Consider the following 16,862-nt stretch of genomic DNA (forward strand, 5'->3'; position numbering starts at 1 on the left):
TGGAAGCGGATCGCGGCCGCGGCGATCGGCCAGTTCTGCTCGACGATCAGACGCGCGAGCTTCAATCGGCTGCGCGGGGTCAGTGCCGCGTTAGCGTGGGCCACGGAGGACCTCCCGGTGGTGATGGGTGCCGTCAGACAGCTCCACAGCACTCCCGAGAGGTCCTCCCCTCAAGATCATTCAGACCGTGTCGTCACACCGGTTCAACCAACGTGTCCGGTCAGTACACCTAGTCGTCCCGGGCGTGGCGCTGCTGGTCCTGCGCGTACTCGGTGGCGGTGAGCACCTCGATGCTGCCGAACGCGCCGCGGCCGCTGACCTGCAGCTGCGGGGCACCGGGCGGTTCGGGGGCGCAGGCCTGCCTGCAGTTCGTGGACCCGAAGATCGTGGTGCCGGCGGTGGTGGTCTGTGTGCCGTCGGGGACCACCACCTTCGTCGAGCCGAACAGCACCCCGACCTGGATGTCGCCCTGCCCGGGCGCCACCTGGACCACCTTGCTGCCGAACACCGCCGCGTCCTGCGTCGACAGCACCCCCGGCGCCACGACCGCCGCGACCCCGATGACGACGGCCACCAGCAGCCCGCGGAACCCCCGCCGACGTCCCCGCCGCTCGGGGGTCCTGGTGTCGTCGTGCCACGACGGGTCGGCGACGACGGTGGCCGGCTCGGGCGGCGGGGCCGGGGACGGGCCCTCGTCGGGAAGGTCGGCGGTGAGGGGCTCGAGCTCGCTGCGGAAGCGGGCGGCATAGCAGGCCCGGGCCCGTTCGTCGTACTCGGCGAGCGTGATCATGCCGTCGTCCTGGGCGCGGCGCAGGCGCTCGTCGACCTCGCGACGCTCCCGGTCACCGATCCGCGGTTCGGGCTGGTGTTCCACGCCGCTCATCCTGACGCGGCTGGCACGACGGGCACCACCACACTTCGCGCGCGTAGGGCGCCCCGGTCGCGGGCCGGAACCGGACGAGCGTGCCGCAGCGGTAGCAGGGACGGTTCGACCGCCCGGTCACCCAGTGGTTCTGGCCCTTGCGCTTCACCCCGGTCGTCGTCATCCCGGTGTCGTGCTCGAGCGAGTGCCGGATCATCCGCCGGCCGAGCGCGAGCAGCGGCTCGAGCTCGACGTCACCGACCGGCCGCCAGGGGTCCAGCCCGCGCAGGAAGCACAGCTCGACGGCCCAGAGGTTGCCGAAGCCGGCGACGCCGCGCTGGTCGAGGAGGGTCTCGACGACGTGCCGGGCCGGGTCGCGCCCCAGCCGGGCGAGGGCCTCGTCGAGGTCGAAGTGCTCCTGGGTCGCGGTCGGCTGCCCGGCGAGGACGTCGGGTCCGAGATGGCCGACGACCCGGTGCTCGTCGCGGGTGAGGAGCAGGTCGGTCACCGGCACGCCGAGCCCGACGAGGCTGCGGCCGTCGTTGAGCGTGATCGCGACCCGAAGGTTCGGCAGGAGGTGGCGGGGGAGGGCCGGCCGTCCGTCGGGGCGGTGCTTGCGGACGATCGTCCAGGAGCCGTCCATGCGCAGGTGCGAGTGCAGCGTGCGCCCGTCGGCGAAGCGGGTGAGCAGGTGCTTGCCGTGGGCCTTCGTCGCCTCGAGAACGGCCCCCCGCAGGTCGGCGCCCGCGAGGTGGTTGCGGAACTCCGCGCGGGTCACCGTCGCGCCGGCGAGCGTGCTCAGCCGCGCGGCCGCCCGGTGCACGGCGTCGCCCTCCATGGGATCGGGTGTACCCGTGCCGGCAATGCGTCACTGCTTGCACCCAGTGGCAGGAGATCCGGCACCGTGGGCGGGCGCGTCGACGATGTGGTCTTCCTGGCGTCCGGTGCAAGCAGTGACGCATTGCTGGCACCGGGAGGTGCTCAGCGGCCCAGCGCCGCCCGGTCGGCCGCCCAGGCCGCGGCCCCGCAGACGAGCCCGGTCGACGACGTCGCGCCCGGGTCCTCGACCCCGGCGAGCGCGCATCCGGTGCGGGCGGCCAGCCAGTCCCGGACACCCGGCAGGGCCGCGATCCCGCCGCGGACGAGCAGGGGAGCGCGGTCGTCCCCCAGCAGGTCGAGGGTCGCCGCGCCCACCTGCTCGAGGGCCGGGGCGAAGAGGGGGCCGAGGTCGGCGTGGGTGATCCGGACGGTGCCGGGGCCCGGGTTCTCGGGCGGGAGGACGGGGACGGCGATGTCCACGACGCCGTCGCTGCCGAGGCGGGCCTTCGCGTCGTGGACGCCGCGGCGCAGCCAGAACCAGGCGCGGTGGGCGTCCGGGTCGGCGGAGAAGCGGATGCGGTCCGCGAGCTCGGGGCGGGCCCGGTCGAGGACGAGCTGGGTGAGCGCGTCGTCGAGTGACTCGGCGCCGACGTCGACGGTCCGGGTGCCCGGGCGCAGCACCGCCGCGGTGGTGCCGTGCTCGCCCTCGCTGCGGTCGACCACCGCGATCTCGGTGCCGCCGCCGCCCAGGTCCACCACGACGACGGGTCCGCTCCCGCCGAGCCGCACCGCCGCGGCGACGGGCGCGGGCACGAGCGCCACCTCGGTGTCGACGGCGCCCTCGACGGCCCGCAGCGCCGACCGGCCCGCCGCGGTCAGCGCGGCCCGCCCGGTGGCCGGGTCCGTCCACGACGGCGGGTGGACGAGCGCGAGCACCGTCGGCGCGCTGCCCCGACGGCCGCTCTCGGCCTGCAGCACGCGGGCGATGAGCGCCGTGGCCACGTTCACCGCGGTGGTCGGCCGCGGCCAGGTGGCGAGCAGGGCGTCGTCGCGGCCGCCGGTCGCCGCGCCGAGGTAGTCGCGGGCGCGCAGCACGGCGGCCTGCGGGTCGGCGTGGGCGGCGTCGAGGGCCGGACGGCCCGCGAGGACGACCCCGTCGCTGCGGGACAGGACCACGGAGGGCAGTTCCGCGGCGCCGTCGACGGCGACCGTCGAGACCCGGGTCCACCCGTCGTCGGGATCGACGTCGGCGACCGCTCCCGACGTCGTCGAGGTGCCGTGGTCCACGGCCAGCACCCACCGCGCCTCGCCCATGGGCGCAGTGTGTCAGGACCTACGGCGACAGCCGTACCGGAAGCGCCGCGAGCGCGTGGATCAACATGCTGTGGCGGTAGACGATCTCGTCGAGCGGCACGGCGGGCGCGAGGTGGGGGAACCGGTGGAACAGCGCGGTGAGCGCGATCTCGCCCTCCAGCCGGGCGAGGGACGCCCCCAGGCAGAAGTGGATGCCGTGGCCGAAGGCGACGTGACCGGTGAGGTCGCGCCCGTCGTCGTGCAGCTCGGGGGCGTCGAACCGGGCGGGGTCCCGGTTGGCCGCCGCCACCGACAGCGTCACGAGGGCGCCGCGCGGGATCGTCACGCCGTCCATCGCGATGTCCTCGGTGGCGAAGCGCAGCGGGGCGTTGGCGACGGGCGAGGTCCAGCGCAGGAACTCCTCGACGACGGGCGTGAGGGAGTCCGCGGCGAGCACCCGCTCCCGCAGGGCGTCGTCGCGCAGGATCGCGTGGACGCTGTTGACGATGAGGTTCGAGGTGGTCTCGTGCCCCGCGATCAGCAGGATCATGCCCATGGCCACGATCTCGTCGTGGGACAGCGCGTCGCCGTCCTCCGAGGCCCGGGTCAGGGCGGAGAGCAGGGCCTCGTCGGGCGCGTCCCGCTTCGCCGCGACCAGCTCGGAGAGGTAGGCGGTGAGACTGGCCTGCGCCTGGTGCTTCTCCGGCTGCGACGTGTCGTCGATCATCGTGCGCGACCAGAGCGCGAAGGCGTCGCGGTCGTCGAGCGGGACCCCGAGCAGCTCGCAGATCACCTGCATCGGCAGCGGCACGGCGTAGTCGTTGACGAGATCGACCTCGCCGACCTCCGCGGCCCGGTCGAGCAGCGTGGCGGCGATCTGCTCGATGGCGGGCCGCAGCGCCGCGATCCGGCGCACGGTGAAGGTCGAGACCACGAGCTTGCGCAGCCGCGTGTGCACCGGCGGGTCGTTGAGCAGCAGCATGTGCCCCGCCGGGCCCGGGATCAGCGGCTCCGCGGGCCGCTGCTCCGGCGGCATGGTGGAGCGGAAGTCCTTGGCCAGGCGGGGATCGACGAACGCCGCGCGCACGTCGGCGTAGCGCGTGATCAGCCACGTGGACCCGCCGTCGGGAAGGTCGACCTCCCGGACCGGCGCGATCTCGCGCAGGCGCGAGAGCGTGCCGTAGGGATCCGCCCAGTAGGCGTCGATGAAGACGGGTCCGGTCGCGAGATCGGTCACGGGCGGAGTCTGCCCGCCCCGGTGTGCCCTCCCCGTGACTTCGGTGAGGGTTCGTTCAATGAAGCCAGCGGGTTCAGCCCTTCGGCTCACCCATGCCGACCGACGTACGCCCGAATGCCCGGCCGGTCTTGCGGAACTGGGCCTCGAGCTGCGGCACCATCTTCTTCGCCTGGGCCATGACCGGGAGGTCGCCGAGCCAGGAGAACGTGATCGGGCGCAGCCCCGCGAGCAGGCCGACCGACTTCGGGACGAAGACCCGCCGCTTGCGCTTCGCGATGCCCTCGAGGAAGCCCGCGACGCACTCGTCGACCGTGGCGATGCTGCCCAGGGGCGGCGGGAGCTTGCGCAGCGTGTCCTCGAACGTCGAGGAGTCGGCCTTCACGTCGCGCACGAGGTCGGTGTCGATCCACCCCATGTGCGCGGTGCCGACGCCGATGCCGCGGTGGGCGAGCTCGAAGCGCAGGGCGTTGCCGTAGTTCTCGACGCCGGCCTTCGACCCGCAGTACGCGGCCATGCCGGGCAGCGCGGTGAACGCCGCGAGCGAGGAGACGAGCAGATAGTAGCCGCGCCGCTTCTCCACCTCGGCGATCGTCGCGGACACCGTCCGCGAGACCCCGATGAGGTTGACCTCCATGACGCGGGCGACGACGTCCGCGGGCGACTCCGCGACGGTGCCGTGGTTGGCGATGCCCGCGTTGGCGATGACCACGTCGATCCCGCCGAGCTCGGCGACGGTGTGCTTCACCGCGGCGTCGAGCGAGGACTGGTCGGTGACGTCGCAGGACGCCCACGTGTGCTGCGGGCCGAGCTCGCCCGCGATCCGCTCGAGGCGCTCGGACTCCAGCCCGACGAGGGCCACGCGCGCCCCCTTCGCGGCGGCGGCGCGGGCGACGGCCTCGCCGATGCCGCGGGCGGCGCCGGTGATGAAGAGGACTCGGCCGGTGATGTCGTAGGTCACGAACGCTCCAGGATGCGTCGGGGGTGCAGGACGTACTCGTCGGTCTTCATGTGCTTGAGGCGCCGGTGGAACGGCATTGTGAACGTCGGCCAGAGTGCCGAGTTGTTCCCGTGCCCGTCGAGGTACCACGACCGGCAGCCGCCGTCGGTCCACACCGTGCCCTCGGTGAGCCGCTGCATCTCGGCGACGAAGCGGTCCTGCACGTCCTGCCGCGGCTCGACCGCCCCGACCGAACGGGTGCGCAGCCGGCGCAGCACGTCCATCACCAGGTTGATCTGTGACTCGATCATGAACACGACCGAGTTGTGGCCGAGGCCGGTGTTGGGTCCGAGCAGCGTGAACAGGTTCGGGAAGCCGTTGATCATGGTGCCGTTGTGGGCGAACATCGTGTCGCCCCAGTGCTCGGCGAGGCTGCGGCCGTCGCGGCCGAACACCCGGTGGCTGATCGGCAGGTCGCTGATGGCGAAGCCGGTGCCGGCGATGATCGCGTCGACCTCGTGCTCGACGCCGTCCGCGGTGACGACGGCGTGCGGCCGCACCTCGGTGATCTTCTCGGTCACCACCTCGACGTTCGGGCGGTCCAGGGCCGGCAGGTAGGTGTTGGACAGCAGGATGCGCTTGCAGCCCATCGAGTAGCTCGGCGTGATCTTCTCGCGCAGCTCCGGGTCGGTGACCTGGGTGCGCATGTGCTTCTCGGCGAGCTTCGCGGCCTTCGCCATGCGCTGTGGGTCCTTGAACCCGAGCACGAACGTCTCGCGGCCCCAGTAGATGGCCTCGCGGTTCAGCTTCTGCAGCGCCGGGAAGCGGCGGAAGAGCCACTTCTCGACCCCGGTGATCCGGCGGTCACGCCGCGGCATGATCCACGGGGGCGTGCGCTGGAAGACCGTCATGTGCCCGACGACGGGCGCGATCTCCGGCACGAACTGGATCGCCGAGGCTCCGGTGCCGATGACGGCCACGCGGCGGCCCCGCAGGTCGAGGTCGTGGCGCCAGGTGGCGGAGTGGAAGACCTCGCCCTCGAAGGCGTCGAGCCCCGGCACGTCGGGGAACGACGGGTCGGACAGCGCGCCGCTGCCGAGCACGAGCGCGTCCGCGGTCCACGTGCCCTGCGTGGTCGTCACGGTCCAGCGCTGCGTCTCGTCCGACCAGCGGGCGTCGGTCACCTCGTGGTGGTTCCGCGTGAACCGCTCGATGCCGTACTCGCGGTGGATCCGCTGCAGGTACGCGTGGATCTCCGGCTGCGGGGAGAACGCGTGGCTCCAGTCCGGGTTCGGGGCGAACGAGAACGAGTACAGGTGGCTCGGCACGTCGCACGCGCAGCCCGGGTACGAGTTGTCCCGCCAGGTCCCGCCGACGTCGCCGTGGCGCTCGAAGACCAGGAAGTCCTCGACGCCGGCCTGGCGCAGCCGGATCGCGGTGCCCAGCCCGGAGAACCCGTTGCCGACGATGGCCACGGACAGGTGCGGGACGTCGGTCTCGTTCCCGACGACGGGTGGTGCGGCTTCGGTGGTCACGGGTGCCCTCCCTTGGTACGGCGACGTACCGTGCTCCTCGGGAGGATGGTACGAGCTGGTACCATAGGCCAGTGACTGTGAGCGCGCACACGAGAGCCGGGGAGCACCCGGTCGTGGCCGCCATCCGGACCGGGACCTCGCCGGGCTCGGACCACCGCGACCGGCTCATCGCCGCGATGGGCGAGCTCCTCGCCGAGCAGGGCTACGCGAGCGTGACCGTCACCGACGTCGTCGCCCGCGCCCGCGTGTCGAAGCGGACCTTCTACCAGCACTTCGCCGACCGCGAGGAGTGCCTGCTCGCCACCTACCGCGTCGTCGCCGAGGCCCCGCTGCACCGCATCGCGGAGGCCGCCGCGTCGACGGTCGGCACCGGACGGCCGGTCCGCGAGGAGATCGCCGGGGTCACCGGTGCCTACCTCGCCGCGATGGCCGAGCACCCGCTCCTGACGCGCGCGATGCTCACCGAGGTCGGTTCCGCCGGTCCGGCCGGACTCGCCGTGCGCCGCGAGGTGATGCGTCGGTTCGCCGACGGTCTCGTCGCCCTCGCGGCGGCCGGTGGCCGGGAGCTGTCCGGCGGGGTGGCCCAGGCGCTGGTCGGCGGCATCAACGAACTGGTGCTGGAGGCCGTCGAATCACCGGACGTCCCGGCCGAGGCGATGGCCGGGGCCATCCTGGCGCTCGGCGACACGGTGACCGAGCTGGGCGTGGCCGTCCTCGACCGGTAGTCCGGGACGCCCGGGTCAGCGGGCGCCGAGGATGCAGAACTCGTTGCCCGACGGGTCGGCCCACACCGTCCACGGCAGGTCCGGGTCCTCGACGAGCCGGGCGCCGAGGTCGAGCACCCGCGGTGCGGGGTCGCCGTCGGAGCGCTCGGCGCGCACGTCGAGGTGCAGGCGGTTCTTCCCCTGTTTCGGCGCGGGCTCCGGGCAGAGCTCGAGCAGCGGTCCGACCCCGGACGGGTGGCGCAGGCTCACGAGGCCCGGCGTGCCGGTCGCCGGCACCCAGCCCGTGACGGCGGCCCAGAACGCCGCGTCGCGCTCCGGGTCGGCGCTGTCGAGCGGCAGGGCGGCGATCGGACCGGTGTCTCGGTACGCCTCGCGGGACTCCATCACGCAGAAGGGCTCGCCTGCGGGATCGGCGAGCACCGTCCACGGCACGTCACCCTGGCCGATGTCGACGGCGCGGGCCCCGGGGCGGGGCGACTACCGGTCCCGGGCGAACAGCACCGCCAGCACCGTGCACCCGATCATGATGAGCATCGTCGGGAGGACGGCGTTGACGGTGTCCCAGGACATGATCAGCCCCAGACCGGCTGGCGGTCGGCCACATCCGTGTCGTCGGTGCGCAGCAGCGCCGCGCTCTGGCGGGTGATCGCGACGGTGCCCGCGATCACGACCGCAGCGGCCACGACCTCGCCGGCGAGGGCCAGCGGCGTCGTCCGCACCCACTCGCCCAGGACCAGGACGCCGAGCGTCACCGCGACGGCCGGGTCGGTGGTGCCGATGACGGCGTTCACGGGGGCGTTGAGGCGCCCGAGGTGCAGCGCGCGCTGCGAGAACGTCCAGCCGCACAGCGAGGTGACCAGGGCGAACGCGAACGGCCAGGAGACCACGGCGGTGACCAGGTCCGAGGACGCGAGCGCGGTGGCGAACAGCGTGGCGGTCAGGCCGTAGAACCCGCCGGTGGCCAGGGCGAGCAGCGCGGCGCGCAGCGGCTCGGACCAGCCGTCGCCGCGCAGGCCCAGCAGGCCCACGAGCCCGGCGAGCAGCCCGACCACGACGAGCGGGGTGACGGCGGGGGACGGCAGGACGGCGGGTCCCTGCGGGTGCGCGATGGTGAGGAACGCCGCGAGCCCGAGCACGCACACGACCGACGCGCCGAGCAGCCGCCGGTCCAGCCGACGTCCGGCGAGGGCCGCGGAGGCGATCGTGCCGAACACGAGGCCCGTGACGAGCACGGGCTGCACGAGCGCCACGGGCCCGACGTGCAGGGCGTAGGCGTACGACCCGAACCCGATCGCGATCACCGCCTGTCCCGCCCACCACCGGCGGCGGCGCAGCACGCGGGCGAGCAGTTCCCGGGTCGATCCCGGCTCCTCGATCTCCTGCCCGGCGCGCTGCTGGAGCACGGTGCCGGTGGAGATGCCCGCGGCGCCGACGAGGGCGGCGAGCAGGGCGATCGCGGCGGTCACGGCATCTCCACCGTCGGCAGCTTGAGGACGGCGGCGAGGTCCACCCCGGCCTGCCGCCGCGACCAGGCGGCGGCGCGCGCGTGGGCCGCGTCGAGGGCGGCCGGCTCCGCGAGCCAGCCCTGCAGCAGCCGGGTCAGCTCCCGCGGTCGACGGCAGGTGTGCGCGAGGCCGGCGCGTCCGAGCAGCCGCGCGGAGTCACGGCCGTGGCCCGGCAGCGGCTGGTAGAGCACCAGCGTCCGGCCGCAGGCCAGGGCCTCCTGCGCGGTCGCACCGCCGGAGTTGTTGACGACGACGTCGGCCGCCGCGAGCAGGGTCGGCACGTCGTCCACCCAGCCGGGTACCCGCAGCCGCCCGGAACCCACCCGGTCCTCGAGCGCGCGGAGTCGGCGCCGGGCCCGGTCGTCGCGGCCGCACAGCGCGACGACGTGGCAGCGCGGGTCGGCGGCGAGCGCGGCCTTCACCGCGGCCGTCACGCCGCCGAGGCCGAGCGAGCCCGCCGTCACGACGACGACGAGCGCGTCGGCCGGGAGGTCGAGGCGGGCGCGGGCCGCGCGGGCCTCCTCGGCGGGTACGGGGCCGAAGGGCGCACCCACGAGCGCGGAGCGGACCGTGACCCCGGCGCCCGGGTCCATGACCCGGGTCGGGGCGGCGGCGAGGTCGTCGAGGACGAGGTACTCGTCGACGCCCGGGTAGGTCCAGTAGGCGTGCGGGGCGAAGTCGCAGATCGCCGCGACGACGCGGGCCTGGAGCCGCCCGCGGCGGCGCAGCCAGGCCAGCCCCGCCGTCGCGAGCTGGTGGGTGGAGACGACGACGTCGGGCGCGCCGTCCGCGGCCAGGCGCGCGTGGGGCCCCTCGAGATCCGCGGCGAGGGCGCGGGCGACCCAGGCGCCCATCACCTCGCGGTAGAACCACCGGACCAGCCGGGAGCGCGTGACGGCGGCGTACCAGGCCTCCTGCAGCACGGGGGTCCACTGCACCGCGAACTCGAACAGCCACCGGAAGACCGGACCGGAGCCGTGGCCCATCCGGGCGAAGGCCTCGGCGAGCCGGATGTCGCAGTCCGGGCGGTCGCGCGCGACGATCGTCTGCACCGCGTGGGCCACGGCCGCGTGCCCCTGACCGATCTCGCCGGAGACGATGAGCAGCCGCNGCGCGCGGTCGATCGGCGGGCTCGTCACGCGCTCCAGTCTCCCGACCGCGTGGGGCACGCACCCGTCCGGGTGTGCTGTTCACACGAGAGGCGGCTCCCGTTCAATCCCACACGCGTCCTTCCGCGACGCTTCACCCGCGCCTCATCGCCCGTCCTCCGGACGCGCCGATCATGAGTCCCGCGTCGAGGTCCACCGTGGGTCACAGTAGGTTCACGGGAGGGTCACGGCACCCGGACGATCGTCTGCAGGTCGGAACGACCCGGCCCGTCGGCCGTCGTCACGCCCGAGAGGAGCCCCCCGACCGATGACCGCACTCGGCGCCCCGAGGTCCACCCGCACCCGGGGTCGCTCGTTGCGTACCCGGCACCTGCGGGTCCTGCGGCGGACCACCCGCCCGACCGAGGAGCCGCGGCCCGACCGGTCCCCCCGCGTCGTCGTCCTCACCGCGCGCGTCGGCGCCGGCCACGACCGGGCGGCCTACGAGCTCGCGGCGCGCCTGCGGGCGCGCGGGGCCGTCGTGGACGTGCACGACTACCTCGACGCGCTCCCGCGCTACGGGCAGGTCATCATCGGCGACGGCTACGGCTTCACCGTCAACCGGATGCCGCGGTTCTTCGACTGGCTGTTCTATGCGCTGGAGCACCGCTGGGACGTCCGCGGGATCATCCTGACGTTCCTCACGTTCTCCGAGCGCACGGTGCGCCGGTGGACGCGGGACGCCGACGTCGTGGTGTCCACGTTCCCGCTCTCCTGCCAGACCCTCGGCCGGATGCGGGCCGCCGGCCGCATCGGGGTGCCGGTGATCAGCTATCTGACCGATCCCGCGCCGCACCGCATGTGGCTGCACCCCGGTGTCGACACCCACCTGTCGGTCACCAGCGCGTGCGCGGCGGCCGCCGACGCGATGTACGGGGTCGACGTGCGTCCCGCCGGTCCGCTCGTCGGGCCCGCGTTCTCCCGCGCGCACACCGACGCCGATCGTGCCGAGACCCGTCGTGAGCTGGGCCTGGGGGACGACGAGACCGCGGTGCTGATCAGCGCCGGTTCGCTGGGGCTGGGGGACGTGCCGTCGCTGGTGTCGGCGGCCCTGACCAACCCGGCCACGCACGTCGTCGTGCTGTGCGGCCGGAACACGACGCTGCGCACCGAACTCGACGCGATGCCCCGCGTCACCGCCCTGGGCTGGCGTGACGACGTGCCCGCGCTGATGGGCGCCTGCGACGTGCTGCTGCACAACGCGGGCGGGCTCTCGGTGACCGAGGCCCTCGTCGCGAACCTCCCCGCGGTGACCTACTGCCCGATCCCCGGGCACGGGCGGGCCAACGCCACGGTGCTCGCCGACGCGGGCCTCGCCCCGTGGCCGACCACGCCGGAGGCGCTCGCCGAGGTCCTCGACGGCATCTCCCGGACCTCGCCGCTCTCGCCGTGGCCGACCGACCCCGACGGCGACGTCGCGGAGATCGTCCTCGGCGCCGCGGGCGAGCGCGCCCAGGTGGCCGCGGCCTCCTGACCGCCACCGTCCGCCGGGAGCAGGAGAGGTCGCTCTCCTGCTCCCCGCGGCCTACGGCGCGTCGACGATCTGGATGACGCCCGTGTTCACGCTCGCGATGTAGAGCCGCCCCGAGGTCGGGTCCACGCCCAGCGTGTAGGGCCCCTGCGCCGTCGCGACGCGGGCGACCTCGCGGGGCTGCGGGGTGGTCATGTCATAGCCGATGACCTCGTTGGTGCCCGACGACGCCACGTAGACCCGGTCGCGCACCGGGTCGTAGGTGATCCCGTAGGGGCCACCGGGCTGCGGCACGGCACCGACCTGGGTCGGCGGTCCGCTCGGGTTCGGCTGGAACACCAGGACCTGGTTGCCGCGGGTGTCGGTCGCGATCATGCGGCCGTGGCGGTCGGCGACGAGGTGGGTCGGGCCGGCCCCGGCGGGTGCGCTGCCGACGATGGTCAGCGTGTTCACGTCATAGATCGTCAGGTCGTCCTTGCGGACGTCGATCAGCCCGACGAGGTCGCCGACCGGGGCGAGGCCGGCGGGCTGCACCGCGTCGGTGAACATCTTCACCACCCGGTCCCCGCGGACCGCTGAGACCGTGCCGCCGAGCTCGTCGGCGGTCATGACGGTGCCGTTCGGGTCCTGCGTGGCGTCGTGCGGGACGGTGCCGACGAACAGCGGCGGGTCGGCCTGACCGCCCGGCAGGTTCACCCGGACGAGGGCGTTGGCGCTCTCCACGGGCACGAGGACCGGGCCGCCGGGCGCCGCGAGCTGCAGGTGCCGGACGAACCCCGGCAGGGGCGTGCGGGTGCGGATCGCGCCCGTGTCGGCGTCGAGCAGGACCAGGGAGTTCGGGTTGCGGGTGGCGACCGCGACCGTGCGGGTCACCGGGTCGACCACCACGCCTTCGGGGGCCGAGCCGACCTGCACCTGACGACCGGGCGGGGCGACGGTGGGCACCGGGGCCGACTGGGGCTCCGCGGCGAGCGAGAGGTTCGCGGTGTCGGGGCGCGTGCCCTCGGTGGGTACGCCGGGGACCAGCAGCCCGGTGGTCGGGGCGACGTTCGGGGAGGACGTCGGGGACGACGACGGGGCGGGGGCCTGCGGGGTCTGGGTGCCGCACGCGGCGAGCGTGAGGCTCGCGGCGACGGCGGAGAGGAGCAGGGCGCGACATCGGCGGGGCATGTCCGTTCTGTACCCCGTCCCACGTTCCCGACGACGGGTGCGGCGCACCCGTCGTCGGGAAGAGATCTAGCGGACCTCGGCGGCGTGGTTCTCGGCGCGCTTCTCCGCCCTGGCGAACTCCTCGACGAGCGTGGCGCAGAAGGCCGGCAGGTCGTCGGGGTTGCGGCTGGTGATCAGCCGGTCGTCGACGACGACCTCCTCGTCGACCCACTCCGCCCCGGCGTTGCGCAGGTCGGTGGCGAGGCTCGGGAACGAGGTCATCCGGCGCCCGCGGACGACGTCGGCCTCGATGAGCAGCCAGGGGGCGTGGCAGATCGCGGCGACCGGCAGGCCGATGGCGAACGCCTCACCGACGAGCCGCACGAAGTTCGGGATGGTGCGCAGCAGGTCGGGGTTGGCGACGCCGCCGGGCAGCACGAAGCCGTCGTAGTTGTCGGTCTTCACCTGGCTCACCACGGCGTCGACGTCGAAGCGGTCGCCGTGGTCGAGGTGGTTGAAGGCCTGGATCGAGCCGGGGGTCTCGGAGATCAGCACCGGCGTCCCGCCGGCGTTCTCCACGGCCTTCCAGGGCTCGGTGAGCTCGACCTGCTCGGTGCCCTCCTTGGCGGCGAGGAACCCGATGGTGCGGCCCTCGAGCGGGCGGTCGGACGTGGCCATGGTGATGCGACACTCCTCGAAACAGCAGGTGGGATACCCTCGGGGGGTAACGGTCGGCGCGACGGCCGACGGACAGGCCCGGGATCCCCGGCGCTCGCCCGGCGAAACGCCCCCGGGGTGGGCGCCACGCCGCCCGGGTGGGCGTGGCACCGTCGCGGGGGACCCACCCAGATGTGCGGAAGGACTTCCCCATGGCCACGACGACCCTCTCGGTCCCCGAGATCCACTGCGACCACTGCCGTGCCGCGATCGAGGGCGCGCTCTCGCCGATCGACGGCGTCGAGGGCATCGACGTCGACCTCGAGAACCGCGTGGTCCACGTCGAGCACGACGACGAGCTGCAGCTCGGCGCCGTCGTGGAGGCGATCGAGGACCAGGGCTACGACGTCCCGAACCGCGACGCCTACGTGCGCGCCTCGTAGCCCGCTCCGCGGACCCGTCGCGAGGGGCACGCCGGCAGGCCCGGGGGGTCGTGAGCCTGCCCGGTGTCCCTCTCGCGGGCGGCGCCGCGACTAGCTGGCCTTCTCCTCCGCGTCGTCGTCGGCCTTCTTGCGGCGCGACCGGGTGGTGGCGGACTTCTTCGTCCCGGTCGAGGTGTCGTCGTCGGACTTCGCGGCGGCGGACCGCTTGCGGGTCGACTTCTTCTCCGTCGCCTCCTCCTCGGGGGCGTCGTCCTTCGTCGTCGTCTTCTTCTTCGACGAGCCCGACGAGCCCGAGGAGGACGAGTCCGACGAGCCCGACGACGAGGTGTCCGCCGCCTTGCCGCCCGCGGCCTCGACGGAGCGCCGCAGTGCGGTGAGCAGGTCGGTCATGTCGCCGGCGTCCTCGGCCGGGGCCTCCTCGGGGGCCGGCCGCCCGCCACCGTGCTCGCGCTTGTACTCGATGAGCTCGCCGACGGCCTTGCGGTACTCGTCCTCGAACTGGTCGACCTCGAAGTCGCCGGACAGCGAGTCGATGAGCGACGACGCCATCGCCATCTCCTGCGGGCGGACCTCGACGTCGTTGTCGAGCACCGGGAACTCGGCCTCGCGGACCTCGTCGGGCCAGAGCATCGTCTGCAGCACGATCGCGTTCTCGCGCACGCGCAGGAGGGCCAGCGTCTCGCGCTGTCGCAGCGCGACCTTCACCACCGCCATGCGGTCGGTCTCGCGCAGGGCCTCGCGCAGCAGCGAGTAGGGCTTGAGCGCCTTGTTCTCGGGCTCGAGGTAGTAGCTCTTGTCCAGCAGCAGCGGGTCGACCTGGTCGACCGGGACGAACTGCACGACGTCGATCTCGTGGCCGGTCGCGGTGGGCAGCGTGGCGAGGTCGTCGTCGTCGAGCATGATCAGCTGGCCGTCGTCGGTCTCGTAACCCTTCGCGATCTCCGAGTAGGCCACCTCCTCGCCGCAGACCGAGCAGGTGCGCTTCTGGCGGATGCGCCCGCCGTCGATCTCGTGCACCTGGTGGAAGCGGATGTCGTGGTTCGACGTCGCGGCGTAGAGCCGGACCGGGACGTTGACCAGCCCGAACGACACTGCGCCGCTCCAGATCGCGCGCATCGCGCGGCTCCCCTCATCCGTCACCGGGCGTCACCGGTGCTGGACCCCAGGATGCCCCACATGCGTCCCGCCTCACAGGATTTCGCCGGGCGGCCCGGGCACGGGGTGTCGGGCACGAGGGTGTCGGGCCCCCGGGGCACGATGTGGGCATGCAGGACGTCGGCGTGCGCGGCGCCGGCATCCGGCCGATGCAGCCGGTGCCGGGGCGGTTGCCCGTGGGTGCGGAGTGGTCCTACGAGGTCGACTGGAGCGGCATCCGCCTGCTCGCCGACGTCGAGGACGGCACGCTGTGCCTGCGCACGCTCGAGGGCGACGACGTCACGGCCCGGTTCCCGGAGTTCGCGCCGCTGGCCGACGTGGTGCCCGACGGGCTGTTCGACGGCGAGGCGGTGCTGCTCGACGCCGGTCAGCCGTCGTCCCTCGCGCTGTTCGACCGGCTGCGCCGCGCCGATCCGCGCAAGGCCCGCACGTTGGCGCGCGCCCGTCCGGCGATCCTCATGGTCTACGACGTGCTGCGGCTCTACGGGGTCCCGCTGACGGCGCGCCCGCTCGACGAGCGCCGCGCCACGCTCGGGCGGCTCAGCCTCGACGAGGTCGGGCGCATCCAGGTCTCCCCGGTGTACGACGACGGGCCCGCGCTGCTCGCCGGGGTCCGGGAGCAGGGGCTGCCGGGGGTCATGGCGCGCCGCCGCGACACGCCCTACGACGCCGACGCCGGCGAGGACTGGCTGCGCGTCGTGGCCCCGGCCGAGGCGCCGACCGCGCCGACCGCCGCCACGGCCGTCGACCTCCCCACCGCCGAGCAGCCCCCGGCCGGCCCGGCGCTGTCCGCGCTGCCGCCGGCGGAGCGCCCGTCCGGCCCCGCCCCGTCGTCGGGAAAGGTCCCGCGGGGTCGGCACAGTCGGGGGCAGGAGGAACCGCCCGGGCTGTGGTGAGGCGCGTCAGTCCTCCTCGGGTGCCGCCGTCTCCAGCGCCTCGGCGGTCCAGCCGATGATCCGGCCGCCCGTGCGGCCCAGGTCCCGCATCGCCTCGAGGTGCTCGGCCGGGGTGTCGGCGAGGTCGATGCGCACCTCGCGGCGGTCGAGGCGGGCGGCCTCGAGGGCACTGCGGCCGTCGTGGCCGGCGGTGAGGGTGGCGAGCAGGCCCCCGGTGGAGGCGAGGGAGCCGCGCGTGGCGCCGAGCCGCCCGAGGGCGTCGTCGAGCGCGGCGAGCAGGGACGCGCGGTTGCCCTCGCACATCGCGGCGGTCAGCTCGGGGCGCGTGGCGGCCACCCGGGTGCCGTCGGCGAACGACCCGGCCGCCAGCGCGAGCGCCAGCTCGCCGCCGTCGGCGCCGACCGCGGCGAGGACCGCCGCGAGCAGGTGCGGCAGGTGGGAGATGCGCGCCACGGCGACGTCGTGCTCGTCGGACGCGGCCGGCACCACGGTGGCGCCGCAGGCGAGGGCGAGGGCGACGACGTCGGTCCAGACCGCGAGGTCGGTGTCGTCGTCGGTCGCGACGACCCAGACCTTGTCGTGGAAGAGCTGCAGCGACCCGGCGTCCCAGCCCGAGAACTCGGTGCCCGTCATCGGGTGGCCGCCGACGAAGCGGGTCGCGGGCGCCCACCGGTCGACGGCGTCGCGCACCGGCTCCTTGACGCTCGTGACGTCGGTGAGCCGGCAGTCCGGCGCCTCCTTGCCGACCAGCGCCAGCACGTCGTCCAGCGACGTGAGCGGCACGGCGACGACCACGAGGGCGTCCGCGTCGGCGGCGCGGCGCAACGCGTCGGCGACGGTGTCGCTGACGTCGTAGCCGTCCGCGCGGGCCTTCTCGATCGTCGTCTCCGACGCCGACGCCCCCCAGGCCTCGCGGCCCGCGTCGGTGGCGGCACGCAGCAGCGAGCCGCCGATGAGACCGAGCCCGAGTACGCACACGGGCCGGGTCAGCGCGGCGGCGAGTACCGCTCCGGTGTCCGGTTCCACTGTC

17 protein-coding genes and 1 pseudogene are annotated in these 16,862 nt (G+C 74.2%); 4 read left to right on the plus strand and 14 right to left on the minus strand.

The annotated features are described in order from the left end of the window. From A3CO_RS38080 to A3CO_RS0113375, 7 genes and pseudogenes are all read right to left on the minus strand, one after another. Positions 1-104 (minus strand): annotated as a pseudogene (locus A3CO_RS38080) (IS481 family transposase); the annotation flags it as partial. 125 nt (positions 105-229) lie between these two features. Continuing rightward, positions 230-874: a DUF1707 SHOCT-like domain-containing protein gene (locus tag A3CO_RS0113350; protein WP_018332749.1), complete on the minus strand. Its 645-nt coding sequence runs from the start codon at positions 872-874 to the stop codon at positions 230-232. Continuing rightward, positions 843-1,700, minus strand: a complete 858-nt coding sequence (locus A3CO_RS32045; protein WP_018332750.1) for a DNA-formamidopyrimidine glycosylase family protein — start codon at positions 1,698-1,700, stop codon at positions 843-845. Before A3CO_RS32045 ends, A3CO_RS0113350 begins: the two co-directional genes overlap by 32 nt. Positions 1,701-1,843: 143 nt before the next feature. Beyond that, positions 1,844-2,995, minus strand: a complete 1,152-nt coding sequence (locus tag A3CO_RS35825) for an Hsp70 family protein (protein ID WP_018332751.1) — start codon at positions 2,993-2,995, stop codon at positions 1,844-1,846. A 19-nt stretch (positions 2,996-3,014) separates the two neighbouring features. Beyond that, the gene (locus tag A3CO_RS0113365; RefSeq protein ID WP_018332752.1) at positions 3,015-4,211 is read right to left on the minus strand and encodes a cytochrome P450 family protein; all 1,197 of its coding nucleotides are present in this window, start codon (positions 4,209-4,211) and stop codon (positions 3,015-3,017) included. Between the two features lie 73 nt (positions 4,212-4,284). Further along, positions 4,285-5,169 carry an SDR family oxidoreductase gene (locus A3CO_RS0113370; RefSeq protein ID WP_018332753.1) on the minus strand — a complete coding sequence of 295 codons (885 nt, stop codon included), beginning with the start codon at positions 5,167-5,169 and terminating at the stop codon, positions 4,285-4,287. Next, on the minus strand, positions 5,166-6,683 hold the full coding sequence (locus A3CO_RS0113375; RefSeq protein ID WP_018332754.1) for a flavin-containing monooxygenase: 1,518 nt from the start codon (positions 6,681-6,683) through the stop codon (positions 5,166-5,168). Before A3CO_RS0113375 ends, A3CO_RS0113370 begins: the two co-directional genes overlap by 4 nt. Positions 6,684-6,796: 113 nt before the next feature. Between A3CO_RS0113375 and A3CO_RS32055 the strand changes: the two genes are divergently transcribed. After that, positions 6,797-7,408 (plus strand): TetR/AcrR family transcriptional regulator, encoded by a 612-nt coding sequence (locus tag A3CO_RS32055; RefSeq protein WP_018332755.1) that lies wholly within the window; start codon positions 6,797-6,799, stop codon positions 7,406-7,408. Between the two features lie 15 nt (positions 7,409-7,423). Here A3CO_RS32055 and A3CO_RS32060 read toward each other — a convergent pair whose 3' ends face one another. From A3CO_RS32060 to A3CO_RS32065, 3 genes are all read right to left on the minus strand, one after another. Next, complete coding sequence (locus A3CO_RS32060) at positions 7,424-7,840, minus strand: VOC family protein (protein WP_018332756.1); 417 nt, start codon at positions 7,838-7,840, stop codon at positions 7,424-7,426. A 140-nt stretch (positions 7,841-7,980) separates the two neighbouring features. Next, complete coding sequence (locus tag A3CO_RS0113395) at positions 7,981-8,874, minus strand: DMT family transporter (RefSeq protein ID WP_018332758.1); 894 nt, start codon at positions 8,872-8,874, stop codon at positions 7,981-7,983. Further along, on the minus strand, positions 8,871-10,082 hold the full coding sequence (locus A3CO_RS32065) for an MGDG synthase family glycosyltransferase (RefSeq protein ID WP_084681845.1): 1,212 nt from the start codon (positions 10,080-10,082) through the stop codon (positions 8,871-8,873). The genes A3CO_RS0113395 and A3CO_RS32065 overlap by 4 nt, the downstream gene beginning before the upstream one ends. Before the next feature lie 247 nt (positions 10,083-10,329). On the opposite strand from A3CO_RS32065, the gene A3CO_RS32070 reads away from it, so the two are divergent. Then, entirely contained in the window at positions 10,330-11,535 is a 1,206-nt protein-coding gene (locus tag A3CO_RS32070) for an MGDG synthase family glycosyltransferase (RefSeq protein WP_018332761.1), read from the plus strand. Between the two features lie 51 nt (positions 11,536-11,586). Here the strand turns inward: A3CO_RS32070 and A3CO_RS0113415 are convergent, their stop codons facing one another. Beyond that, on the minus strand, positions 11,587-12,702 hold the full coding sequence (locus A3CO_RS0113415) for an NHL repeat-containing protein (RefSeq protein WP_018332762.1): 1,116 nt from the start codon (positions 12,700-12,702) through the stop codon (positions 11,587-11,589). Between the two features lie 66 nt (positions 12,703-12,768). Next, positions 12,769-13,359, minus strand: coding sequence for a type 1 glutamine amidotransferase domain-containing protein (locus A3CO_RS0113420; protein WP_018332763.1), 591 nt, complete (start codon positions 13,357-13,359; stop codon positions 12,769-12,771). A gap of 191 nt (positions 13,360-13,550) precedes the next feature. Here A3CO_RS0113420 and A3CO_RS0113425 point away from each other — a divergent pair, with 191 nt between their 5' ends. Continuing rightward, complete coding sequence (locus A3CO_RS0113425; RefSeq protein ID WP_018332764.1) at positions 13,551-13,781, plus strand: heavy-metal-associated domain-containing protein; 231 nt, start codon at positions 13,551-13,553, stop codon at positions 13,779-13,781. 90 nt (positions 13,782-13,871) lie between these two features. On the opposite strand, the gene ku is transcribed toward A3CO_RS0113425, so the two are convergent. Next, a complete protein-coding gene (gene ku, locus A3CO_RS0113430) occupies positions 13,872-14,897 on the minus strand; it encodes a non-homologous end joining protein Ku (RefSeq protein ID WP_026204577.1) in 1,026 nt (341 codons plus the stop codon). A 149-nt stretch (positions 14,898-15,046) separates the two neighbouring features. On the opposite strand from ku, the gene A3CO_RS32075 reads away from it, so the two are divergent. Next, positions 15,047-15,832, plus strand: a complete 786-nt coding sequence (locus A3CO_RS32075) for an ATP-dependent DNA ligase (RefSeq protein WP_051085947.1) — start codon at positions 15,047-15,049, stop codon at positions 15,830-15,832. Between the two features lie 6 nt (positions 15,833-15,838). On the opposite strand, the gene A3CO_RS0113440 is transcribed toward A3CO_RS32075, so the two are convergent. Continuing rightward, positions 15,839-16,858, minus strand: coding sequence for a prephenate dehydrogenase (locus A3CO_RS0113440; RefSeq protein WP_018332766.1), 1,020 nt, complete (start codon positions 16,856-16,858; stop codon positions 15,839-15,841). Positions 16,859-16,862 lie beyond the last annotated feature (4 nt).

The organism is Actinomycetospora chiangmaiensis DSM 45062 (assembly GCF_000379625.1).
GTDB classification, from domain to species: Bacteria; Actinomycetota; Actinomycetes; order Mycobacteriales; family Pseudonocardiaceae; genus Actinomycetospora; species Actinomycetospora chiangmaiensis.

Excerpts from the sequence above, each read along its gene's own strand:
- A3CO_RS32045 (WP_018332750.1), bottom strand. The coding sequence starts at position 1,700 with ATGGAGGGCGACGCCGTGCACCGGGCGGCCGCGCGGCTGAGCACGCTC.
- A3CO_RS35825 (WP_018332751.1), bottom strand. The coding sequence starts at position 2,995 with ATGGGCGAGGCGCGGTGGGTGCTGGCCGTGGACCACGGCACCTCGACG.
- A3CO_RS32070 (WP_018332761.1), top strand. The coding sequence starts at position 10,330 with ATGACCGCACTCGGCGCCCCGAGGTCCACCCGCACCCGGGGTCGCTCG.
- A3CO_RS0113415 (WP_018332762.1), bottom strand. The coding sequence starts at position 12,702 with ATGCCCCGCCGATGTCGCGCCCTGCTCCTCTCCGCCGTCGCCGCGAGC.
- A3CO_RS0113420 (WP_018332763.1), bottom strand. The coding sequence starts at position 13,359 with ATGGCCACGTCCGACCGCCCGCTCGAGGGCCGCACCATCGGGTTCCTC.
- A3CO_RS0113425 (WP_018332764.1), top strand. The coding sequence starts at position 13,551 with ATGGCCACGACGACCCTCTCGGTCCCCGAGATCCACTGCGACCACTGC.
- ku (WP_026204577.1), bottom strand. The coding sequence starts at position 14,897 with ATGCGCGCGATCTGGAGCGGCGCAGTGTCGTTCGGGCTGGTCAACGTC.
- A3CO_RS32075 (WP_051085947.1), top strand. The coding sequence starts at position 15,047 with ATGCAGGACGTCGGCGTGCGCGGCGCCGGCATCCGGCCGATGCAGCCG.